Source organism: Enterobacter sp. SES19 (assembly GCF_011765665.1).
GTDB classification, from domain to species: Bacteria; Pseudomonadota; Gammaproteobacteria; order Enterobacterales; family Enterobacteriaceae; genus Enterobacter; species Enterobacter pseudoroggenkampii.
This window is the reverse complement of record NZ_CP050320.1, coordinates 1,956,294-1,978,849: the sequence shown is the minus strand read 5'-3', so window position 1 is coordinate 1,978,849 and position 22,556 is coordinate 1,956,294. Positions and strand designations below refer to the sequence as shown.

Annotated in this window: 25 protein-coding genes and 1 other annotated feature; of the genes, 10 read left to right on the top strand and 15 right to left on the bottom strand. The window is 57.6% G+C overall.

Annotation, left to right across the window (positions count from 1 at the left end; genetic code table 11):
• The first annotated feature begins 8 nt into the window (after positions 1–8).
• The 4 genes from chuS to GXP72_RS09415 are packed head-to-tail and all read left to right on the top strand — an operon-like array spanning position 9 to position 3,619.
• Complete coding sequence (gene chuS / locus GXP72_RS09430) at positions 9–1,037, top strand: hematinate-forming heme oxygenase ChuS (protein WP_024909416.1); 1,029 nt, start codon at positions 9–11, stop codon at positions 1,035–1,037.
• Positions 1,034–1,855: a hemin ABC transporter substrate-binding protein gene (locus GXP72_RS09425; protein ID WP_024909417.1), complete on the top strand. Its 822-nt coding sequence runs from the start codon at positions 1,034–1,036 to the stop codon at positions 1,853–1,855. The genes chuS and GXP72_RS09425 overlap by 4 nt, the downstream gene beginning before the upstream one ends.
• On the top strand, positions 1,855–2,847 hold the full coding sequence (locus GXP72_RS09420; protein ID WP_090417292.1) for an iron ABC transporter permease: 993 nt from the start codon (positions 1,855–1,857) through the stop codon (positions 2,845–2,847). The genes GXP72_RS09425 and GXP72_RS09420 overlap by 1 nt, the downstream gene beginning before the upstream one ends.
• Positions 2,840–3,619 carry a heme ABC transporter ATP-binding protein gene (locus GXP72_RS09415; protein ID WP_024909419.1) on the top strand — a complete coding sequence of 260 codons (780 nt, stop codon included), beginning with the start codon at positions 2,840–2,842 and terminating at the stop codon, positions 3,617–3,619. The genes GXP72_RS09420 and GXP72_RS09415 overlap by 8 nt, the downstream gene beginning before the upstream one ends.
• On the opposite strand, the gene GXP72_RS09410 is transcribed toward GXP72_RS09415, so the two are convergent.
• The gene (locus GXP72_RS09410; protein WP_032645461.1) at positions 3,616–4,509 is read right to left on the bottom strand and encodes a LysR family transcriptional regulator; all 894 of its coding nucleotides are present in this window, start codon (positions 4,507–4,509) and stop codon (positions 3,616–3,618) included. The genes GXP72_RS09415 and GXP72_RS09410 overlap by 4 nt on opposite strands.
• Positions 4,510–4,649: 140 nt before the next feature.
• Here GXP72_RS09410 and GXP72_RS09405 point away from each other — a divergent pair, with 140 nt between their 5' ends.
• From GXP72_RS09405 to GXP72_RS09385, 5 genes are read left to right on the top strand one after another with little or no spacing between them, the layout of a single operon-like run.
• Positions 4,650–5,366, top strand: coding sequence for a CoA transferase subunit A (locus GXP72_RS09405; protein ID WP_208763793.1), 717 nt, complete (start codon positions 4,650–4,652; stop codon positions 5,364–5,366).
• A complete protein-coding gene (locus GXP72_RS09400; protein ID WP_032650952.1) occupies positions 5,360–6,016 on the top strand; it encodes a CoA transferase subunit B in 657 nt (218 codons plus the stop codon). Before GXP72_RS09405 ends, GXP72_RS09400 begins: the two co-directional genes overlap by 7 nt.
• Before the next feature lie 9 nt (positions 6,017–6,025).
• Positions 6,026–7,207 carry an acetyl-CoA C-acetyltransferase gene (locus GXP72_RS09395; RefSeq protein WP_208763792.1) on the top strand — a complete coding sequence of 394 codons (1,182 nt, stop codon included), beginning with the start codon at positions 6,026–6,028 and terminating at the stop codon, positions 7,205–7,207.
• Positions 7,208–7,248: 41 nt separating this feature from the next.
• Positions 7,249–8,643 carry a GntP family permease gene (locus GXP72_RS09390; RefSeq protein WP_208763791.1) on the top strand — a complete coding sequence of 465 codons (1,395 nt, stop codon included), beginning with the start codon at positions 7,249–7,251 and terminating at the stop codon, positions 8,641–8,643.
• Positions 8,644–8,653: 10 nt separating this feature from the next.
• Positions 8,654–9,424, top strand: a complete 771-nt coding sequence (locus GXP72_RS09385) for a 3-hydroxybutyrate dehydrogenase (protein WP_048991578.1) — start codon at positions 8,654–8,656, stop codon at positions 9,422–9,424.
• 43 nt (positions 9,425–9,467) lie between these two features.
• On the opposite strand, the gene selO is transcribed toward GXP72_RS09385, so the two are convergent.
• The 14 genes from selO to thrS form a co-directional block, all read right to left on the bottom strand.
• A complete protein-coding gene (selO, locus tag GXP72_RS09380; RefSeq protein ID WP_208763790.1) occupies positions 9,468–10,910 on the bottom strand; it encodes a protein adenylyltransferase SelO in 1,443 nt (480 codons plus the stop codon).
• A gap of 61 nt (positions 10,911–10,971) precedes the next feature.
• The gene (locus GXP72_RS09375; RefSeq protein WP_024909427.1) at positions 10,972–11,688 is read right to left on the bottom strand and encodes an EAL domain-containing protein; all 717 of its coding nucleotides are present in this window, start codon (positions 11,686–11,688) and stop codon (positions 10,972–10,974) included.
• Positions 11,689–11,981: 293 nt separating this feature from the next.
• Complete coding sequence (locus GXP72_RS09370) at positions 11,982–12,446, bottom strand: NlpC/P60 family protein (protein WP_023335377.1); 465 nt, start codon at positions 12,444–12,446, stop codon at positions 11,982–11,984.
• Positions 12,447–12,520: 74 nt separating this feature from the next.
• Complete coding sequence (btuD, locus tag GXP72_RS09365) at positions 12,521–13,276, bottom strand: vitamin B12 ABC transporter ATP-binding protein BtuD (protein ID WP_024909428.1); 756 nt, start codon at positions 13,274–13,276, stop codon at positions 12,521–12,523.
• Positions 13,276–13,827: a glutathione peroxidase gene (locus tag GXP72_RS09360; protein WP_024909429.1), complete on the bottom strand. Its 552-nt coding sequence runs from the start codon at positions 13,825–13,827 to the stop codon at positions 13,276–13,278. The genes btuD and GXP72_RS09360 overlap by 1 nt, the downstream gene beginning before the upstream one ends.
• 34 nt (positions 13,828–13,861) lie before the next feature.
• Positions 13,862–14,842, bottom strand: coding sequence for a vitamin B12 ABC transporter permease BtuC (gene btuC / locus GXP72_RS09355; protein ID WP_024909430.1), 981 nt, complete (start codon positions 14,840–14,842; stop codon positions 13,862–13,864).
• Between the two features lie 103 nt (positions 14,843–14,945).
• Positions 14,946–15,245, bottom strand: a complete 300-nt coding sequence (gene ihfA / locus GXP72_RS09350; protein WP_003857805.1) for an integration host factor subunit alpha — start codon at positions 15,243–15,245, stop codon at positions 14,946–14,948.
• Between the two features lie 4 nt (positions 15,246–15,249).
• On the bottom strand, positions 15,250–17,637 hold the full coding sequence (pheT, locus tag GXP72_RS09345; RefSeq protein ID WP_090417299.1) for a phenylalanine--tRNA ligase subunit beta: 2,388 nt from the start codon (positions 17,635–17,637) through the stop codon (positions 15,250–15,252).
• Positions 17,638–17,652: 15 nt separating this feature from the next.
• Complete coding sequence (gene pheS, locus GXP72_RS09340; protein WP_010426091.1) at positions 17,653–18,636, bottom strand: phenylalanine--tRNA ligase subunit alpha; 984 nt, start codon at positions 18,634–18,636, stop codon at positions 17,653–17,655.
• Positions 18,637–18,698: 62 nt separating this feature from the next.
• Positions 18,699–18,823 (bottom strand) — a sequence feature (Phe leader region).
• Complete coding sequence (pheM, locus tag GXP72_RS09335) at positions 18,774–18,818, bottom strand: pheST operon leader peptide PheM (protein ID WP_001386830.1); 45 nt, start codon at positions 18,816–18,818, stop codon at positions 18,774–18,776. It overlaps the preceding feature by 45 nt.
• A gap of 117 nt (positions 18,824–18,940) precedes the next feature.
• Entirely contained in the window at positions 18,941–19,297 is a 357-nt protein-coding gene (gene rplT, locus GXP72_RS09330) for a 50S ribosomal protein L20 (protein WP_000124850.1), read from the bottom strand.
• Positions 19,298–19,347: 50 nt separating this feature from the next.
• Positions 19,348–19,545, bottom strand: coding sequence for a 50S ribosomal protein L35 (rpmI, locus tag GXP72_RS09325; RefSeq protein WP_003030583.1), 198 nt, complete (start codon positions 19,543–19,545; stop codon positions 19,348–19,350).
• Positions 19,546–19,642: 97 nt separating this feature from the next.
• The gene (gene infC / locus GXP72_RS09320; RefSeq protein WP_023616141.1) at positions 19,643–20,185 is read right to left on the bottom strand and encodes a translation initiation factor IF-3; all 543 of its coding nucleotides are present in this window, start codon (positions 20,183–20,185) and stop codon (positions 19,643–19,645) included.
• 3 nt (positions 20,186–20,188) lie between these two features.
• On the bottom strand, positions 20,189–22,117 hold the full coding sequence (gene thrS / locus GXP72_RS09315) for a threonine--tRNA ligase (RefSeq protein ID WP_008500657.1): 1,929 nt from the start codon (positions 22,115–22,117) through the stop codon (positions 20,189–20,191).
• A gap of 142 nt (positions 22,118–22,259) precedes the next feature.
• Between thrS and yncL the strand changes: the two genes are divergently transcribed.
• A complete protein-coding gene (gene yncL / locus GXP72_RS22815; protein ID WP_080350507.1) occupies positions 22,260–22,532 on the top strand; it encodes a stress response membrane protein YncL in 273 nt (90 codons plus the stop codon).
• Positions 22,533–22,556: the final 24 nt, after the last annotated feature.

The following is a 22,556-nucleotide window of genomic DNA, read 5'->3' as shown; positions in this document are numbered from 1 at the left end:
AAGAGACAATGAATCACTACACGCGCTGGCTTGAGCTAAAAGAAGCCAATCCGGGTAAGTACGCGCGCGACGTCGCGGGGTTAATGAACATCAGTGAAGCAGAGTTGACCTTTGCCCGCGTGGGTCACGATGCCTGGCGACTGCGCGGTGACATCCGCGAGATCCTGGGCGCGCTGGAGGCGGTGGGCGAAACCAAATGTATCTGCCGCAACGACTACGCCGTTCACGAACAGGTCGGGAACTTCACCAACCAGCACCTGAACGGCCACGCTGGGCTGGTGCTGAACCCGCGCGCGCTGGATCTGCGCCTGTTCCTCAACCAGTGGGCGAGCGCGTTTCACATCAGTGAAGCCACCGCCCGCGGCGAGCGGCAGAGCATTCAGTTCTTCGATCACCATGGCGATGCCCTGCTGAAGGTCTACGCCACGGATAACACCGACGTTTCCGCCTGGGGCGACGTGCTGACCCGCTTTATCTTTGCCGACAACCCGCCGCTGGCATTGAAGGTCCCCGATGCCCCTGCTCACGCGGAAAATGCGGAGGCTGCTCTCGTGGATAACGAGTGGCGCGCCATGACCGACGTTCATCAGTTCTTCAGCCTGCTCAAACGTCATAATCTCAGCCGCCAGCAGGCGTTTCGCCTGGTGGGTGACGATCTGGCCTGCCGGGTAGAAAACACCGCGCTGGCGCAGCTGCTGGAAGCGGCGCGCCGGGACGGTAACGAAATCATGGTCTTCGTAGGCAACCGCGGCTGCGTGCAGATTTTCACCGGCGCGGTGGAAAAGCTGACGCCGATGAAAGGCTGGCTGAACATCTTTAACCCAACCTTTACCCTGCACCTGCTGGAAGACGCCATTGCGGAGACGTGGGTCACGCGCAAGCCGACGGCTGACGGGCATGTCACCAGCCTGGAGCTGTTTGCCGCCGATGGAACGCAGATCGCCCAGCTGTACGGCCAGCGTACGGAAGGCGAACCGGAGCAGAACCAGTGGCGCAGCCAGATTGACGCCTTAACGGCGAAAGGGCTGGCGGCATGAAACGGTGGCTTGCCCTGCTCAGCGCCCTGCCCCTGCTGGCGTTTGCTGCGCCGCAGGAGAAAATCGTTACCCTCGGCGGCGACGTCACCGAGATCGTCTACGCCCTCGGCGCGGCGTCTTCGCTGGTGGCCCGCGACAGCACCAGCCAGTGGCCGCAGGCGGCGAACGACCTGCCTGACGTGGGCTATCTGCGCCAGCTCAATGCGGAGGGGATTTTGTCCATGCGCCCCACGCTGGTGCTGGCCAGCGCCCAGGCGCAGCCGTCTCTGGCGCTAAAGCAGGTTGAGCAAAGCCACGTCCGGGTAATCGCTATTCCTGCCGGTAACGACCTGAACGTCATTGATGAAAAGGTGCGGATCGTCGCTGAAGCGACGCACCGAGAGGCCGAGGGAGAGGTCCTGCGCAGCACGCTGCGCCAGGCGCTGTCGGCGCTTCCCGCGTCACCGCTCAATAAGCGGGTGCTGTTTATTCTTAACCACGGCGGGATGACCGCCATGGCTGCCGGACAACAGACCGGCGCGGACGCGGCCATTCGTGCGGCGGGCCTGCAGAACGCCATGCAGGGGTTCACCCGCTATCAGCCGCTGTCTCAGGAGGGCACGATCGCCAGCCAGCCTGACCTTGTGGTGATTTCGCAGGACGGGATCAACGCCCTTGGCGGTGAAGCGAATCTGTGGAAACTGCCCGGCCTGGCGCAAACCCCGGCAGGACGGAACAGGCAGGTGCTGGCGATTGACGATATGGCGCTGCTGGGCTTCAGCGTGCGAACGCCGGAAGCCATCCGGCAGCTGCGTGCCAAAGCGGAGCAACTGCCCTGATGTCCCGGCGGATAGCCTTATCGTTATGGATGCTGACCGCGATCCTGACCGTCATGACGCTCGCAGCGACCGGGGTTGGGGCATTACACCTGCCGGCCAGCCTGCTGTGGGACGGCAGCGACGAGGCGCTGCGTCAGATCTGGCTGACGATCCGCCTGCCTCGCGTGCTGCTGGCGCTGGCGATCGGCGGTTCACTGGCGCTGGCAGGCTGCGTGATGCAAGGGCTGTTCCGCAACCCGCTGGCGGACCCGGGCCTGCTCGGCATCAGCAGCGGCGCGGCGCTCGCCGTTGCGCTATGGGTGGTGCTTCCGCTCTCGCTGCCTGCCCTGGTAATGCTGTATGCCCCGATGCTGGCGGCGTTTCTCGGCGCGCTGGCCGCCACCGTCGTGATTTTCCTGCTCAGCCGGCAGCGTGACGCTTCCCTGTCGCGCCTGCTGCTGGTAGGCATTGCCATCAACGCCCTGTGCGGCGCGGCCGTCGGCGTGCTGTCATGGCTCAGCAATGATGCCCAGCTTCGCCAGCTTTCCCTCTGGGGAATGGGCAGCCTCGGCCAGGCGCAGTGGTCGACGCTGCTGGCCGTCGCGTCTCTGATGATCCCCACCCTGCTGGCGATCTGGCGTCTGGCAGGGCCCCTCAACCTGCTGCAGCTGGGCGATGAAGAGGCGCACTACCTCGGCGTGGAGGTTGCCGCCGTGCAGCGGATCCTGCTGCTGTGCAGCGCCCTGCTGGTGGCCGCCGCCGTGGCGGTCAGCGGCGTGATCGGCTTTGTCGGCCTGGTGGTGCCGCACCTGGTGCGCATGTGGCTGGGGGCCGACCATCGGGCCGTGCTCCCCGGCTCGGTGCTGGCCGGTGCGCTACTCCTGCTGGTGGCCGATACGCTGGCGCGCAGCCTCGTCGCCCCGGCGGAAATGCCGGTTGGCTTATTGACCAGCCTTCTCGGCGCGCCGTGGTTCCTGTGGCTTATCTTTCGTCGCGGAGGTGCGCATGGCTGAGCGCTACTGTGCAGAAAACCTTGTTTTTCGCGCCGGACAACGCACGCTGATTAACGACGTGTCGCTGACCTTATCTCAGGGCGAGCTGGTGGCGCTGATTGGCCCCAACGGCGCCGGAAAATCAACGCTGTTGCGGCTGCTGACCGGCTATCTTAAACCTGCGGGCGGACGGTGCAGCCTGGCGGGCACACCGCTTGCGGCCTGGCAGCCGGACAGGCTCTCCCGCTACCGGGCGGTCATGCGCCAGAACACGCAGATCGGATTTGACTGGCCGGTTGAGGCGGTCGTCGGTATGGGGCGAGCGCCCTGGACCCACACGCCTGAAGCGTCGGTTATTGAGGAGGTCATGGCCGTCACAGGCTGTTTACCGCTGGCGGGCAGGCGGTTTGCCGCACTCTCCGGCGGCGAGCAGCAGCGCGTTCAGCTCGCCCGCGCGCTGGCTCAGCTCTGGTGCGACGGTGCGCCGCGCGGCTGGCTGTTCCTTGATGAACCCACCTCTGCGCTGGATCTCTATCACCAGCAGCATCTGCTGCGCCTGCTGAAATCCCTGACCAGCCGGGGACATCTGCACGTGTGCACGGTGCTGCACGACCTCAACCTGGCGGCGCTGTGGGCGGACCGCATCCTGCTGCTGCATGGCGGCACAATCGTGTCCCAGGGAGCACCGGAAACCGTTTTGCAGGCCGACACGCTGGCACGCTGGTACGGCGCACAGGTTCACGTCGGTAGGCATCCGGCTCACGCCGCGCCGCAGGTGTTTCTCGCCCCTTAATCGGGCTGGTAAAAATCCTTCAGCGTTTCCAGCAGGGCATGCGCCGCTTTTGAAAGCTGCGTGTGCCCGGGATGGATCACTCCGATACACTTTTCAATGGGCGGACTGTCCAGCGGAATACAGACCGCGCCCAGCGACGCCATCTGCGTCTTGCATAGTGCCGGTACGGCGCTGCCGCCCAGCCCGCTTGCGACCATCCGCCCGACCGTCACCAGCTGATGGCTCTCCAGCGCGACGTCCAGCTTTCTGCCGCTTCGCGCCAGCTCCTCTTCCATCATCAGACGCACCGCAGAGGGGCGCTGCAGGGTGATGAAATCCAGCGTCAGCAGCGCTTCCCATGTCAGGCGTTTTTTGCCCGCCAGCGGGGAATCTTTCGGCACAATGGCCACAAACCGGTCGAGGCCCAGCGGGGTAAACAGCAGGTTGTGCGTGGGCGCGGGCTCAAAGGCGATGCCCATCTCGACCCGCCCTTCCCGCACCATCTCAATCACCTGCTCGTTAATCACGTCATGCACGGTGACGTTGATCCCGGCATGGCGATCGCGAAACGCTTTTAGCACCTCGGGCAGAACATTCGCGGCAAACGACGGCATCGCCGCGACCGAGATTTTACCGCGCTGCAGGGTAAAGCACTGGTGCATCGCCTCTTCGACGTTATCCCAGTCGGCAAGCAGCTGCCGCGCCATCGGCAAAAACGTCTCGCCCTCCTGCGTCAGCGCGACCTTGCGCGTGCTCCGCTGCAGCAGCGGTCCGCCCAGCGCATCCTCCAGCGCTTTAATCGTCAGGCTCAGGGCCGGCTGGGAGAGATTCAGCCGTTCGCTGGCGTGGGCGAAATTCAGAGTGTGAGCTACCGCTAAAAACGCGCGTAACTGTTTGACACTCATTCTCATTTTTCATCCTGTTAACTAATTGAAAAAATTTAGTTAACAGGAAATTAATAAAAAAACCAAATGAGTGGGTCACAAATTCAAAATTAACAAATGAGTCGCCGCCCCTAATGATACCGCCACGGTTAAGAGGAGGAATGACGATGGCGGGACTGGATAAGCGCGTCGACAGCTATGCGCAGGCGCTGGATGGGCTGACGGACGGGATGACTTTGCTGGCGGGCGGCTTCGGCCTGTGCGGGATTCCGGAGAACCTGATTGCAGAGGTCAAACGCCGTCAGGTGAAAGATCTGACGGTGGTATCAAACAACTGCGGCGTGGACGGTTTCGGTCTCGGGCTCCTGCTCGAAACGCGGCAGGTTCGCAAAGTGGTGGCCTCTTACGTCGGCGAGAACGCGCTGTTCGAGCGGCAGGTGCTGAGCGGTGAACTGGAGATTGAACTCACGCCTCAGGGCACGCTGGCGGAAAAGGTGCGCGCGGGCGGCGCGGGTATTCCGGCATTTTACACGGCCACCGGCTACGGCACCCCCGTGGCTGCTGGCAAAGACGTGCGCCAGTTTGCCGGTAAGCACTACATCCTCGAAGAGGCCATTACCGGTGATTTCGCGCTGATCAAGGGCTGGAAAGCGGACTGGTACGGCAACGTCGTCTACCGGCATACCGCGCAAAACTTTAATCCGCTGATGGCAACGGCGGGCAGGATAACGGTCGTCGAGGTGGAAGAGATTGTTCCCCCGGGCGAGCTGCCCCCGTCGGCCATTCATACACCGGGCATTTACGTCGACAGGCTGATTGTCGGCCAGTTTGAAAAACGCATTGAACAGCGCACGCTGCGCGCGGAAGGAGTGGGACGATGTTAACCCGTGAACAGATGGCCATGCGCGTCGCCCGCGAGCTGCGCGACGGGTATTACGTCAACCTGGGGATTGGTATCCCTACCCTGGTGGCGAATTACATTCCGGACGGGATGGATGTGATGCTCCAGTCGGAAAACGGACTGCTGGGGATGGGGGCTTTTCCTGACGAGCAGAGCCTCGACGCCGACATGATCAACGCCGGTAAACAGACCGTGACCGCACGGACAGGCGCGGCCATTTTCGACTCGGCCCAGTCGTTTGCCATGATCCGCGGCGGCCATGTTGACCTGACCGTGCTGGGCGCGTTTGAGGTGGACGTCGAGGGCAATATCGCCTCGTGGATGATCCCCGGAAAGATGGTGAAGGGCATGGGCGGCGCGATGGATCTTGTCGCCGGGGCGCAGAACATCATTGTGGTAATGACCCACGCGTCAAAAAGCGGTGAGTCAAAGCTGCTGTCGCGCTGCACGCTGCCGCTCACGGGCGCGGGCTGCATCCGCCGGGTCTTAACCGACCTCGCGCTGCTCGAGATCGCGGACGGCGCGTTCATCCTGCGGGAATACGCCCCCGGCGTCAGTATCGACGACATTGCGGCTAAGACCGCCGGGAAATTAATTGTGGCGGACGACGTTCGCGAGATGCGCTTCAGCTGAGGACTCACGATGAAAGAGGTCATGATTGTCGGGGCAACGCGAACCCCCATTGGCAGTTTTCGCGGATCGCTATCTTCCCTTTCAGCGGTTGAGCTGGGGGCCATAGCGGTGAGTCGTCTGCTGGAGAACAGCGGTCTTCCAGCTGAGACGATAGATGAGGTGATTTTCGGTCAGGTGCTGACGGCGGGATGCGGACAAAACCCTGCGCGCCAGACGGCCATCAACGCCGGATTGCCCGTCTGCACTCCAGCGACAACGGTCAACCTGGTCTGCGGTGCGGGCTTGAAAGCGGTGCAGCTCGCCGCGCAGGCGATCCGCTGCGGCGACGCGGATGTGGTTATCGCTGGCGGTCAGGAGAGCATGAGCAATGCCCCTTATCTGCTGGACGGCGCACGTTCAGGGCTGCGTTTTGGCCATACTGGCCTGCAGGACAGCATGATTACGGACGGTCTGTGGGACGCGTTCAACGGTTACCACATGGGGATCACCGCTGAAAACGTCGCCCGTGAGAATGATATTTCCCGCGAGCAGCAGGACGCCTTTGCCGCCCGGTCGCAGCAAAAAGCGGCCTCCGCCGCCGAAGCGGGCCGGTTTGATGCCGAGATAGCGCCGGTGACGGTGAGGCAGGGTAAAAAGCCGCCGCTTATTGTCAGCCGTGACGAGCAGCCCCGGCCAGGCACCAGCGCCGAGCAGCTTGCGCAGCTGCGCCCCGCCTTTTTGCAGGAGCAAGGCACGGTCACGGCGGGAAATGCCTCTACGCTCAACGACGGCGCCGCGGCGGTGCTGCTGATGAGCGGCGAAAAGGCGCGGGAGAGCGGTTTGCCGATTCTGGGGCGCATCGTGAGCTATGCCGTGACGGGCGTTGACCCGTCGGTGATGGGCATCGGGCCGGTCAGCGCCTGCCAGACGGCGCTGGCGCGGGCGGGCTGGACGCTCGATGACGTGGACCTCATTGAAGCCAATGAAGCCTTTGCCGCCCAGGCGCTGGCGGTGGGCCAGCAGCTCGGCTGGGATGAACGCAGGGTGAACGTTAACGGCGGCGCGATCGCCCTCGGTCATCCGATTGGCGCTTCCGGCTGCCGCATCCTCGTGACGCTGCTGCACGAAATGCAGCGCCGTGACGTTAAAAAAGGGCTCGTCACCCTGTGCGTAGGCGGCGGGCAAGGCATTGCCCTGACCGTTGAGCGTTAAACATCTCGTTGGTACCCGAATAATAATGACAGTGAGGAGTCGTGATGAGTGTATTAATTGCCCTGGCGGCGCTGGCGCTGCTGATGCTGGCGGCCTATCGCGGATACAGCGTGATTTTGTTTGCGCCGATTGCGGCGCTCGGCGCCGTGCTGCTGACCGACCCGGGCGCCGTCGGCCCGACGTTTACCGGCCTGTTTATGGAAAAAATGGTCGGCTTCGTCAAGCTCTACTTCCCGGTGTTCCTGCTGGGAGCGGTGTTTGGCAAACTGATTGAGCTTTCCGGTTTCTCACGGTCCATCGTCGCTGCGGCGATTCAGATCCTCGGCCGTCGCCACGCGATCCCGGTAATTGTTCTCGTGTGCGCGCTGTTAACCTACGGCGGCGTGTCGCTGTTCGTGGTGGCGTTTGCGGTTTATCCGTTCGCCGCGGAACTGTTCCGCCAGAGCGGCATTCCTAAACGGCTGATACCGGCCACCGTGGCGCTGGGGGCATTTTCGTTTACCATGGATGCCCTGCCCGGCACGCCGCAGATCCAGAACATTATCCCCACCAGCTTCTTTGGTACCAACGCCTGGGCCGCGCCGTGGCTGGGGCTGATTGGCTCGCTGTTTATTATCTGTTTTGGCCTGCTCTGGCTGGAGCGCCAGCGTCGTAAGGCGCTCAGCAACAACGAGGGTTACGGCACGGAACTGAAAAATGAACCGGAGACGCCGGACAACATTAATCTCCCTCACCCGCTGATTGCTATCTCCCCGCTGCTGGTAGTGGGCATACTGAATCTGCTGTTTACCCGCTGGATCCCCGGCTGGTACGGCACGACCCACGAGCTTACGCTGCCAGGTCTGGCGAAACCGATTGTGACCGAGGTGAGCAAGATCACCGCCATCTGGGCCGTGGAAGCGGCACTGATCTCAGGTATCGTGCTGGTGCTGATTTTTGGCTTTCGCAATATCCGGGGGCGTCTGGCTGAAGGCAGCCGGACCGCGGTGAGCGGTGCCATTCTGGCGGCGATGAATACCGCCTCGGAATACGGTTTCGGCGCGGTTATCGCCGCCCTGCCCGGTTTTCTGGTGTTATCCCACGCGCTGGCGGCCATTCCGAATCCGCTGCTGAATGAAGCCATCAGCGTGACGGTGCTTGCGGGGATCACCGGCTCGGCGTCCGGCGGGATGAGTATTGCCCTCGCCGCCATGGCCGACTCGTTTGTCGCCGCCGCCCACGCCGCCAATATCCCGCTTGAGGTGCTGCACCGCGTGGCCTCAATGGCGAGCGGCGGTATGGATACGCTGCCCCATAACGGCGCGGTGATTACTTTGCTGGCGATTACCGGCCTGAGCCATCGCCAGGCCTACGGCGGCATTTTCGCTATCACCATCATTAAAAGTCTGGCAGTGCTTTTTGTCATTGCCGTGTTCTATCTGACCGGCATTGTGTAAGGAGAGAAAGATGAATCTGAACGGTAAGACCGCACTGGTGACCGGCTCGACCAGCGGCATTGGTCTGGGGATCGCCCGCGTGCTGGCGAAGGCCGGGGCGCAGCTGATCCTCAACGGTTTCGGCGACAGCGAATCAGCACGAGAAGAGATTGCGCAACTGGGCAAAAAGCCGGGCTATCACGATGCAGACCTGCGTGACGTGTTGCAAATTGAAGCCATGATGCGCTACGCCGAATCGCAGTTTGGCGGCGTGGACATTCTTGTCAACAATGCCGGGATACAGTATGTCGCCCCGGTTGACGCGTTTCCGGTGGAGAAATGGAACGACATTATCGCCATTAATCTCTCCTCGGTGTTTCATACCAGCCGGCTGGCGCTGCCCGCCATGCGCGAGAAAAACTGGGGGCGCATCATTAATATCGCCTCCGTTCACGGGCTGGTCGCGTCAAAAGAGAAGTCCGCCTACGTGGCCGCCAAGCATGGCGTAGTGGGCTTTACGAAATCGCTGGCGCTGGAAACCGCGCGCACCGGCATTACCGCCAATACGATCTGTCCCGGCTGGGTGCTGACGCCGCTGGTGCAGCAGCAGATCGATAAACGTATCGCTGAGGGCGTACCGCCGGAGCAGGCTCGCGATCTGCTCCTTGCAGAAAAACAGCCTTCGGGCGAGTTTGTCACCCCGGAGCAGCTGGGCGAACTGGCGCTGTTTTTGTGTAGCGACAGCGCCGTGAACGTTCGCGGCGCCGCGTGGAATATGGATGGCGGCTGGGTCGCGCAGTGATGTTCAGGCCGGGTTAGGCGACACCGCCGCCCGGCAAAAATCGCTAGCTTGAGCAGCTGACCTCCAGCCGCTTGCCCCAGTCAGGCGGGCGGCTGACGTAGTCGTCGTCCCGATCGGCAAACGGCGTGCGCAACGCCACGTGCAAACGGTGTAGCTCGTCGTACTCGCCCTGCTCTGCCTGCTCAATCGCCCGCTGCGCCAGCCAGTTGCGCAACACCATCGCGGGGTTCGTGGCGTTCATCTGCGTCTGGCGGGCGGCGTCATCCACCTGCTCCTGCTGCAGCCGCGTGCGGTAGGATGCAAACCAGTCGTCAAACGCCTGTCTGTCAATAAACTCATCGCGCAGCGGCGAGGCGGCGCTGTACTGCTCCGTCTGCCCCAGCATCCGGAAGGTACGCGTGTAATCGCTGCCCTCGCGCGCCATCAGGGCAAACAGGCCATTGAGGATGTCGTTATCGCCCTTCTCCTGCGTCACCAGCCCCAGCTTGTTGCGCATCAGCGTGCCATATTCCCGCAGTAAGATCTCCTGATAGCTGTCGAGGGCATCATTCAGGGCATCAACGTCGATAAACGGCGACAGGGTTTGTGCAAGCCGCTGCAGGTTCCACAGGCCCACCGCGGGCTGATTGTCAAAACTGTAGCGCCCCTGATAGTCGGAGTGGTTGCAGATGTACCCAGGCTGATAATCATCCAGGAAGCCAAAAGGACCGTAGTCAAAGGTCAACCCGAGAAGCGACATGTTGTCCGTATTCATCACGCCATGGGCAAAGCCTACCGTTTGCCAGCGGGCAATCAGGGTTGCGGTACGAGCCACCACGTCCCGGAACCAGAGAACGTATTTATCCGCTTCGTCCTGCAAATGCGCCCAGTGGTGACGAATGGCAAAGTCAGCCAGCTGGCGCACCTTTTCCGGCTCGCGACGATAGTAAAAATGCTCAAAATGACCGAAGCGCAAATGGCTTTGCGCGATACGCATTAGCATTGCGCCCTTTTCCACGGTTTCACGCACAACCGGGGTATCGCTGGTAACGATCGACAGCGCGCGGGTGGTGGGAATACCCAGGGCATGCATCGCCTCGGAGCCCAGGCACTCGCGAATCGTTGAACGCAGTACCGCGCGCCCGTCGCCCATCCGCGAATAGGGAGTCAGGCCCGCGCCTTTCAGGTGCCAGTCAACCGTCTCCCCGTTGGGAAGCTGTTGTTCGCCGAGCAGGATCCCCCTGCCGTCGCCCAGCTGTCCCGCCCAGACGCCAAACTGATGTCCGCTATAGACCTGAGCCAGAGGCTGCATACCGGCAAGAAGCGTTTCACCGCCCCAGACGCCAGCGCCCTCTGAACGCTGAAACAGGTCAGGTGGAATAGCCAGTTCTTCAGCCAGCAAATCGTTATGCCAGATAAGGCGTGAATTGTGTAACGGTGTAGGTTTGAGTGCGGTATAAAAGCCAGGCAACTCGTCATGCCAGTGAGCAGTAAAAGACAGGGTCATAAGTCCTCCTGCTTTTAGTGTAGAGGGTTTACCCGGACTTAAACACGGGCGAAAGCAAGGGTTATCGCTGCTGAACCAGCGTAGTGACGTGTTCTGCAGAGACGGCTGGCCAGAGAGCCCCCTGCATTGCACCAAAATTGAAGGACAAAACGCGCTGCAACAGGCCGTGGTCGTCAATACCCGAGACAATCACTGACTGGCAGTGCGGCGTGATTTGCCAGAGGATTGCGCGCATAAAAGGCTCAAAAGAGAGCTCCGGGGCACGCTGCTGAATGAATCCTTTATCAAGGATGACCCGTTTAAATAATCCATCATAGACCGCTTTGAGCGAGGCGGCGCCTGCACCAAAGTTTGCCAGGACCAACGGGAAATGGATTGCCATTCTCGCCAGCTGCAGGTCGTCCTTTCCGTTATTTAAACCTGGATAATTCTCATTAACAGTAAACTCAAGAAACGGATAACGCTCAAGGATTGAAACAGCGTTTCCATTACTTAATAAAAATTCAACTATTGCAGGTGTAATATTGATCCATGCAATTAACTGATGCTGAATAAAAAACAGTTTACAGGTATCAAGCAATTGCAGTTTTTCGTCAAACAGCGCTAACTCTTCAGCCGCTGAAAGCCGAGGGATAACAAGCTCAGTGGGGATCCGCACATTGCTGCCGACGCCAGTAAAGTTAACCAGAATTTCTAAACCTTTCAGCTCACCTGCGCTATTACGGGCAGGCAGAAGCAGCAGTTCAGACTGGTAAGCATTATCTAGCGTAATAATCATTGCACTCGCCCCGCATTAAAGATGAGAGAGGACATCCTGGAGCAATTGCCGACACAATTCCACTGTCTTGATTTTAATAAGATTAATTTCATTAGTTCCGTATTAATTTTCAGATTTATCCCTGAATCTAAAATAATTTTATCCTGGTTGCAGAATAATAGCCAGTTTTAGATAAAACAGACACATGCAGGATTCGCTAATTTTAGGTAAATTTAACTTTAAGCATCTTATTTGAGAAAAAACGGCATGATTTATTCTTATCATGCCGTCATAAGAGAAGTATCCGACAAAGACTATATACGTCGTGCCTGCCAGAAATTTTTACGCCAGTAAACATTATCAAGAGAGGAGCGCATCACCCCGCGACTGGTCGAGGCGTGAATGAACTGATTGTCTGTATCATATATGCCCACGTGAAGACCGCTTTCACCCGAACCAGTTTTGAAGAAAACTAGGTCTCCGGGGAGAAGATCGTCTTTATCAATTTCAGTGCCGATTTCTGCCTGCTTGCGCGTTTCTCGCGGAAGCTGTAAATCAAACTTATCGCGAAACGTCATCAGAACGAAGCCGGAGCAATCCACACCGCCGCGGCTCATGCCGCCGTAACGATAAGGCGTGCCGCGCCAGTTGCTCAGCTGATCGTTAAGGCTGGCAATAACGGTGATCGAATCTGAAAGCCGTGGGTTAGGCGGCGGCGCACGATGGCTACTGCATCCCGCAAGAAAGAGTGTGGCCATCAGGAGAAACCAGAATCGCATTTTCAGACGAATCCTCTGCTTTTATTGTTCTTTTCGTAATTTAGCGTGCAATTGTGCTCACAGGCAAGAAACGGTTACGCCTGCCCGGTAGAAATCAGCATCTTATGTCCTTCTATATCCAGCCTGCGGAACGACATGTTGTATGCGCGGGCAAGATGGGGTGGCGTAAGAACCTGATCCCGTGCACCGCTGGCGATCATCTTTCCCTTCGAGAGCAGCCATACCCGGTGGGCATGACGCAGGGTGTGGTTGAGGTCATGGCTGCTCATCACCACGGCAATGCCTTTTCGGCTCAGGGTGCTTAACAGCGTATCCAGTGCCGCCTGCTGCGCCACGTCCAGACCGCTCATGGGCTCATCGAGAAGCAGCATCCGCCCGTGAGGATTGCCGGCCGGGTGGATCTGAAGGATGACAGCCGCCAGGCGAACCCGCTGCCACTCTCCGCCGGAAAGCTGGCTGGCGTGCCGGGACAGTTTATCTTCCAGCCCCAGAGCCGCGGCCACGTCCGTCAGCAGTGACGTTTGTTGTTTGTCGTGCAAATGCAGCATCAGATAGTGCCAGACCGGCATAGCAAAGGGCGGCATCTGCTGCTGCACGAGGTAACTGCGCCGATGCGCCAGCGAGACCGGCGACCAGTCGGCGAGCGTATGCTCCAGCAGCGTTATCTGCCCTTCTCCGTCGGTCATGCCTGCCATCCGTGCCAGCAGCGTGCTCTTCCCCGCACCGTTTGGCCCGACGAGATGCAGAATTTCTCCCGCATTGACGGCACCGGATATCGCCTCCAGACGCCCCTTCTCGGCAACGTCCGTGAGCTGCATCAGCAATGACATTATTTCGCCAGCGCCAGCTTGATAGATTCCATGACGATCGGATCCTCAGGGGTCATATCCGGCGAAAAGCGCTGAACCACCTGGCCGTCGCGACCAATCAGGAATTTTTCAAAATTCCACAGGATATCGTCCGGGTAAAGCGGCGCGCGGCCTTTGCTGGCCATGCGTTCATAAAAACCGCTTCCTTCCGGCGCAACGGCCTTCGGTGCGGCAGCAATAAGCTTCGCATACAGCGGATGGCGGTCTTCACCGTTGACATCGATTTTGCTGAACATCGGGAACGTCACGCCATAGGTGGTGCTGCAGAAGGTTTTGATCTCCTCTTCGCTGCCCGGCTCCTGGCCGAGGAACTGGTTGCACGGGAAGCCCAGCACGGTGAAACCGTCTTTCTCCCAGGCCTTCTGAATGTTTTCCAGCTGCTCGTACTGCGGCGTCAGGCCACATTTGGATGCAACGTTGACGACAAGCAACACGTTGCCTTTGTAGCCTTCCAGCGTAGTTTTCTCGCCGTCAATGGTGGTCACTTCAGTATTCAGGATAGTTGACTGCATAGCATTCCCTCAGGTTGTCTTACGGCTAGTTGATTTAACGTCCAGCTTTTAATAGTAGCCAGATAAAGACCGGCGCGCCCAGCGTGGCGGTCACCACGCCAATCGGCAGCTCTGCGGCCGTCAGGGCTAGCCGGGCGATGATATCGGCCACCAGCAGCGTGACGGCCCCGGCGACCGCCGAGGCCGGAAGCAGAGTCCGATGGTCCGTGAGGCCCCACAGACGCAGCATGTGCGGAATAACCAGCCCGATAAAACCGATCGCGCCCGCCAGAGCCACGCTGACGCCAACCAGCCAGCCAATGACGATCACCAGCACATTACGCCAGAACCCAATCGGCATGCCGAGCTGGCGGGCAGAGGTTTCACCCAGCGCGAGCATATTCAGCGGCTGCGCCTGCAGGGCAGCCCACACGATGGCCGGTACCAGCAGCGCCATCAGCCAGCCCTGGTGCCAGTCAACGCCCCCAAAGCCACCCATCATCCAGTACATCAGCTGACGCAGGTCAAAGGATGTTGAGAAGTAGACCGCCCAGGTCATCAACGCGCTACAGATGATCCCCAGCGCCACGCCGGCAAGCAGCAGACGGCTGGTCGATAAGTGCCGTCTGGCGAAGCGAAGAAGGATCGCTGTGATCAGTAATGCGCCGAGAATAGCGCTCAGGCTAATACTCCATCCGGAGAGTTCTCCCCCGCCCAGCATCACCGCTGCAATCAGCCCCACGCCTGCCCCGTTCGACACGCCAAGCAGCCCTGGCTCCGCCAGCGGGTTATCAAACAACGCCTGCATAATGGTGCCGCACAGCGCCAGCGCGGCACCCACCAGAACCACCGCGACGGTGCGCGGCAGGCGAATTTGCCAGACGAAGAGCTGCCCGTCCGGCCCCCACCAGCTTTCAGGCCCTATCCATCGGTCTCCGGCACAGAGGCTCACGGCCGCGGCGATAATGAGCAATAGCACCAGCAAAAGCAGGCGACGCTTATCGGAACGGTGCTGGCGATGGGCATAATCAAGCATGTGTACGGTTTTAGTAGCGTGAGATGTAATTGATTTTACGGCGGGTTTGCCGGAGAGCGCAAAGAAAAAAGGCCGCGTGGGCGGCCTTTTTAGTTAGTTCATATTACTCTGCTTTGGGCGTTGCGTTTTCGACACGGCTTTTTAACTTCTGGCCGGGTCTGAAGGTCACCACGCGGCGGGCTGTAATGGGAATATCTTCCCCCGTCTTCGGGTTGCGGCCCGGACGTTGGTTTTTGTCTCGCAAATCAAAATTGCCAAAACCGGAGAGTTTTACCTGCTCACCATTTTCCAGAGCACGACGGATCTCTTCGAAAAACAGCTCTACCAGCTCTTTGGCATCCCGTTTGCTAAGCCCAAGCTTATCAAACAGATATTCTGACATTTCAGCTTTTGTAAGCGCCATAGGTTCAATCCCTCAATGATGCCTGGAATCGCTCTTTTAATGCCTCTACACATTTGGCGACGGTAGCGGCAATCTCCTCTTCTTCGAGTGTACGGCTGGTATCCTGAAGGATAAGGCTAATAGCGAGGCTCTTGAAACCTTCTGCTACGCCCTTGCCGCGGTACACGTCAAATAAGTTTACGCCAACTACCTGATTTACGCCAACTTTCTTACATTCGGCCAAAATATCTGCTGCGGGCACATTTTCCGCGACCACAACCGCGATATCACGGCGGTTTGCCGGGAAGCGGGAGACGTCCTGAGCCTGAGGAATAACGCGGTCAGCCACCGGGTTCCATTCCAGCTCAAACACGATGGTACGGCCGTTCAGGTCCAGCTTGCGCTCCAGCTCAGGGTGAACAACCCCAATAAAACCAACGCGTTTGCCGTCTAAATAGATAGCTGCGCTCTGGCCCGGATGCAGTGCCGGGATGGCTTCTGCGCGGAATTCAATTTCAGATAATTTACCGGTCAGATCCAGAATTGCTTCCAGATCGCCCTTCATATCGTAGAAATCAACCGTGCCTTTTGCCAGGTCCCAGTGCTCTTCATAGCGGTTGCCGCTGATGGCGCCAGCCAGCATGAGATCCTGACGGATGCCTAAATTTGCCTGATTATCCGGTACAAAGCGCAAACCGCTTTCGAAAATTCGCACGCGGTTTTGCTGACGATTCTGGTTATAAACGACAGTGCCCAGCAGGCCCGTCCACAGAGACAGACGCATCGCGGACATTTCGCTGGAGATTGGGCTTGGCAGGATCAGCGCCTCCTGGCCCGGGTGGATCAGCTGCTGCAGCTTTGGATCCACAAAGCTGTAGGTGATCACTTCCTGGTAGCCTTTGTCATTCAGCATGGTTTTCACACGCTTCAGGGACAGGTCGGCTTCACGGTGGGTGCCCATCACCAGACCTGCCTGGACAGGCTCATCAGGGATGTTGTTATAGCCGTAAACGCGGGCCACTTCTTCCACCAGATCTTCTTCAATTTCCATGTCGAAACGCCATGATGGCGCAACGGCTTTCCACTCGTCCTGGCCTTCGGTCACTTCGCAACCCAGACGCGTCAGGATATCGGTCACCTGCGCATCGGCAACGTGGTGACCAATCAGGCGATCCAGCTTGCTGCGGCGCAGGGTAATGGTGGCACGCTTCGGCAGGGTCGCTTCGTGGGTGACGTCGATAACCGGGCCCGCTTCACCGCCGCAGATATCGATCAGCAGGCGAGTCGCACGTTCCATCGCTTTATACTGCAGCGCCGGGTCAACGCCACGCTCGTAGCGGTGAGAGGCATCGGTATGCAGGCCGTGACGGCGTGCGCGACCGGTGATGGAGAGCGGGCTGAAGAACGCGCATTCCAGCAGGACGTTTTGCGTCTCGTCGTTCACGCCTGAATGCTCGCCCCCGAAGATACCGCCCATTGCCAGCGCTTTGCTGTGGTCAGCAATCACCAGGGTGTCGGCGTTCAGTTTCGCTTCGCTGCCGTCCAGCAGAACCAGGGTTTCACCCTCTTTCGCCATGCGCACAACGATGCCGCCGTCGATACGATCTTTATCGAACGCGTGCATTGGCTGGCCCAGCTCCAGCAGAACGTAGTTAGTCACGTCAACCACGGCGTCGATAGAGCGGATACCGCAGCGGCGCAGCTTCTCTTTCATCCACAGCGGGGTTGGCGCTTTTACGTTAATGCCTTTCACCACGCGACCGAGGTAGCGCGGGCAGGCATCCGCAGCGTCAACCTGAATAGGCAGCACGTCACTGATGGTCGCTTCAACCGGCACAATGTCTGGCGCGTTCAGTTCGGTCTGGTTCAGCACGGCAACATCGCGCGCCACGCCGATGATCCCTAAGCAGTCGGCACGGTTTGGCGTGACGCTGATTTCGATGGTGTTGTCATCAAGCTTCAGGTACTCACGGATATCGGTGCCAATTGGCGCATCCAGCGGCAGCTCAATGATGCCGTTGTGGTCGTCAGAAATACCCAGCTCGGAGAAGGAGCACAGCATGCCTTCAGACGGCTCGCCGCGCAGCTTAGCCGCTTTAATTTTGAAATCGCCCGGCAGCACCGCACCGACGGTCGCCACCGCCACCTTCAGGCCCTGACGGCAGTTTGGCGCACCGCAGACGATATCCAGCAGACGGTCACCGCCCACGTTCACTTTTGTTACGCGCAGTTTGTCAGCGTTAGGGTGCTGGCCGCACTCTACCACTTCGCCGACGACCACGCCGTTGAAGGCACCGGAAACCGGCTCAACGCCGTCCACTTCCAGACCCGCCATGGTGATCTGGTTAGAAAGCGCTTCGCTGTCCAGCGTGGTGTTCACCCACTCGCGTAACCACAGTTCACTGAATTTCATTGTTCTGTCCTGCCCTTATTTAAACTGTTTGAGGAAACGCAGATCGTTTTCGAAGAATGCACGTAAGTCGGTCACGCCGTAACGCAGCATAGTCAGACGCTCCATGCCCATGCCGAAGGCAAAGCCGGAGTAAACTTCCGGATCGATACCCACGTTGCGCAGCACGTTTGGATGCACCATGCCGCAGCCCAGCACTTCCAGCCATTTGCCGTTTTTACCCATCACGTCAACTTCTGCAGACGGTTCGGTGAACGGGAAGTAGGACGGACGGAAACGAACCTGCAGATCTTCCTCAAAGAAGTTGTTCAGGAAATCGTGCAGCGTGCCCTTCAGGTTGGTGAAGCTGATGTTTTTATCAACGATCAGACCTTCCATCTGGTGGAACATTGGGGTGTGGGTCTGATCGTAGTCGTTACGATAGACGCGGCCCGGCGCGATAATGCGGATTGGCGGCTCCTGATCCTTCATGGTACGGATCTGAACGCCGGAGGTCTGGGTACGCAGCAGACGCGTAGCGTCGAACCAGAAAGTGTCGTGGTCAGCGCGTGCCGGATGATGGCCAGGAATGTTCAGGGCGTCGAAGTTATGGTAATCATCTTCGATTTCCGGGCCAGTCGCCACGGTAAAGCCGAGCTCACCGAAGAAACTTTCAATGCGATCGATGGTGCGGGTAACCGGGTGCAGACCGCCGTTTTCGATGCGGCGACCCGGCAGAGAAACGTCAATCGTCTCTGCGGCCAGACGCGCATTCAGCACCGCGCTTTCCAGCTCGGCTTTGCGCGCGTTCAGCGCCTGCTGTACCTGCTCTTTGGCTTCGTTAATCACCGCACCCGCAGCCGGGCGTTCTTCTGGCGGCAGCTCACGCAGGGTTGTCATTTGAAGGGTCAGATGCCCTTTCTTCCCAAGATATTCGACGCGGACATTGTCTAACGCGGCAACATCTGAGGCCTGATTAATGGCGGCTGTTGCACTGGCAACCAGCTCTGCGAGATGTGACATGATTTTCCTCATTATGTCGGTGCAGACACCGATTTGGTGGAGTTATTCTCTCAAATTCAGGCACAAAAAAAGCCTCCATCGGGAGGCTTATCTGGCGCTGTTTTTCGTTTCATCTTTCACGCGCTAGCCTCCTGAAATCAGGTGCTAAAGTAAAAGAAGAAGCGGAAAATAGCAGCATTCATGCTTGCGTTACCTTGTTGGGTAAAAACCGTTAAGACCTTATTGAAAAGCCTGGACGGATAAATGTCAATCTTCTGATGGTGTTAAATGAAAAGAGGGAGCCAGGCCCCCTCTCTCAACTGGCTTATGCCAGTGCTGCTTTCGCTTTTTCGACCAGAGCGGTGAACGCTACTTTGTCGAATACTGCGATGTCAGCCAGGATCTTACGGTCGATTTCAACAGAGGCTTTTTTCAGGCCGTTGATGAATTTGCTGTAAGAAATACCGTTCTGACGTGCTGCTGCGTTGATACGCGCAATCCACAGTTGACGGAACTGACGCTTACGCTGACGACGGTCACGGTAAGCGTACTGACCTGCTTTGATAACAGCCTGGAAGGCAACGCGGTATACGCGTGAACGCGCACCGTAGTAGCCTTTAGCTTGTTTCAAAATTTTCTTGTGACGTGCACGTGCAATTACACCACGTTTTACGCGAGCCATATGTGCTCTCCTGTATCTATATTCTTAGTAAAAAATTAAACGTTAACGGCTTATGCGTACGGCAGGCACGCGATAACCAGACCCAGATCGCCTTTAGAAACGAGGCCTTTTGGACGCAGGTGACGTTTACGCTTAGTAGATTTTTTGGTCAGAATATGACGCAGGTTTGCGTGCTTACGCTTAAATCCACCACCACCGGTTTTTTTGAAGCGCTTAGCAGCACCGCGTACGGTCTTAATTTTTGGCATCTTAATAACTTCCACTTCGCATTGTTAAATAAACGAAACATAGGCGAACAAAACCTATGAAACCCGAAGGCTCCACAGATTTTGCTGCTTGAAGGCCTTACTGTTTCTTCTTAGGAGCGAGCACCATGATCATCTGGCGGCCTTCGATCTTCGTAGGGAAGGATTCGACTACTGCCAGTTCACTCAGATCGTCACGGACGCGGTTAAGCACTTCCATACCAATCTGTTGGTGGGCCATCTCACGACCGCGGAAACGCAGTGTGATCTTGGCCTTATCGCCATCTTCCAGAAAGCGAATCAGGCTGCGGAGTTTTACCTGATAATCGCCATCGTCGGTACCAGGACGGAATTTGATTTCCTTAACCTGGATAACTTTTTGCTTCTTCTTCTGTTCCTTAGAAGACTTACTCTTTTCATAAAGGAACTTGCCGTAGTCCATGATACGACAAACTGGCGGTTCGGCGTTAGGGCTGATTTCAACTAAATCTACTCCAGCTTCTTCAGCCTTTTCGATTGCTTCTCTCAGACTCACAATCCCCAGCTGCTCGCCTTCCAGACCTGTTAAGCGAACTTCCTGGGCGCGAATCTCGCCATTGATACGATTCGGACGTGCCGTTTGAACTCGTTTTCCGCCTTTAATACCTTATTCCTCCAGTTGTTGAAGACTGCGGCTGCGAATCTCTTGTTGCAGCTTCTCAATCACTTCACTTACGTCCAGGCTGCCCAGGTCTTTACCACGGCGGGTGCGAACGGCAACTTTGCCTGCTTCCACCTCTTTATCACCACAGACCAACATATACGGGACACGACGTAAAGTGTGCTCGCGGATTTTAAAGCCAATCTTCTCATTTCTCAAGTCTGCTTTTACGCGAATGCCCGCATTTTGTAGTTTCTGCGTCAATTCTTTAACGTAATCCGCCTGAGAATCGGTAATGTTCATCACCACGACCTGCACTGGCGCAAGCCAGGTTGGGAAGAAGCCAGCGAACTCTTCGGTCAGGATGCCGATGAAGCGCTCCAGAGAACCGAGAATTGCGCGGTGAATCATTACCGGTACCTGACGCTCGTTGTCTTCGCCAACATAAGAGGCGCTTAAACGCTGCGGCAGGGAGAAGTCCAGCTGTACAGTACCGCACTGCCATGCGCGATCGAGGCAGTCATACAGGGTAAATTCAATTTTCGGACCGTAGAATGCGCCCTCGCCCAGCTGGTATTCGAACGGAATGCCGTTCTCTTCCAGCGCCACGGCGAGATCCGCTTCTGCGCGATCCCAGGTCTCATCGCTACCGATACGTTTTTCCGGACGCGTTGAGAGTTTGACCACGATCTTCTCGAAGCCAAAGGTGCTGTACATATCGTAGACCATACGAATACAGGCGTTAACTTCGTCACGGACCTGATCTTCAGTACAGAAGATATGCGCATCATCCTGCGTAAAGCCACGAACACGCATCAGACCGTGCAGCGCACCTGATGGCTCGTTACGGTGACAGCTACCGAACTCCGCCATACGCAGCGGCAGGTCGCGGTAGGATTTCAGACCCTGGTTGAAGATCTGAACGTGGCCCGGGCAGTTCATTGGCTTGATGCAGTATTCACGGTTCTCAGACGAGGTGGTGAACATCGCATCTTTGTAGTTGTCCCAGTGGCCGGTTTTTTCCCACAGCACACGGTCCATCATGAACGGGCCTTTCACTTCCTGATACTGGTACTCTTTCAGCTTGGAGCGTACGAAAGTTTCCAGTTCACGGAAGATAGTCCACCCGTCGTTATGCCAGAACACCATACCCGGCGCTTCTTCCTGCATGTGGTACAGGTCAAGCTGCTTGCCGATTTTACGGTGGTCACGCTTCGCCGCCTCTTCCAGACGAAGCAGGTACGCGTTCAGGGCTTTTTTATCGGCCCACGCGGTACCATAAATACGCTGCAACATCTTGTTGTTGCTGTCGCCACGCCAGTAGGCGCCTGCGATCTTCATCAGCTTAAAGTGATGACAGAAGCGCATGTTCGGCACGTGCGGTCCACGGCACATGTCGACGTATTCTTCGTGATGGTACAAGCCAGGCTTGTCATCATGCGAAATGTTTTCGTCAAGAATAGAGACCTTGTAGCTCTCGCCGCGCTTCACGAAGGTTTCACGCGCTTCGTGCCAGCTGACTTTCTTCTTGATGACGTCATAGTTGGTTTCGGCGAGCTCGTGCATGCGTTTTTCGAGCGCGTCGATATCTTCCTGAGTCAGGGTGTGGTCGAGGTCAACGTCGTAGTAGAAACCGTTGTCGATAACCGGACCGATCGCCATTTTGGTGTTTGGCCACAGCTGTTTGATGGCATGGCCTAACAGGTGCGCGCAGGAGTGACGAATGATCTCCAGACCTTCTTCGTCTTTCGCGGTGATGATGGCAAGCGTCGCATCGTTTTCGATCAGATCGGAGGCATCCACCAGCTCACCGTTCACACGGCCAGCGATAGTCGCTTTCGCGAGACCAGGACCAATGTCCAGGGCAACATCCATTGGGCTAACAGCACGGTCGAAATGGCGTTGACTGCCATCAGGAAGAGTAATTACAGGCATTTTATATCCTTATTTGCAGTGATGCCCCACACATAAGAGCATATACAAAGAAAATAATCGTGATTTGACAATAGATTACGACACCATCTGACCAACAATCGTCAAATTGGTTCGTCATCATTCACCTGCCGAATTCAGATTAATGTGGATTTACGGCAAGCGACGTAATGTTAACACTAACGCAAAGGAGATTGCACCCTCTGCGGCCAGATTGATGGGCTGGCACTTTCGTACGAATTTGCGGGTTGCTTCTCCCCTGCGCTCGCATTTCGAAGATGCTGAGCTACTCTTGAACAGGTCCTTAAACCCAAAGGTGCATACCATGAACGTATCCAGCAGAACGGTTGTGATATTGAATGTCCTTTCCGCCACAGGTTTATTGTTGATTCTCGCCGAACGATTCCACTGGTTCTGAGCCGAACCCTATGCTGGCATAACC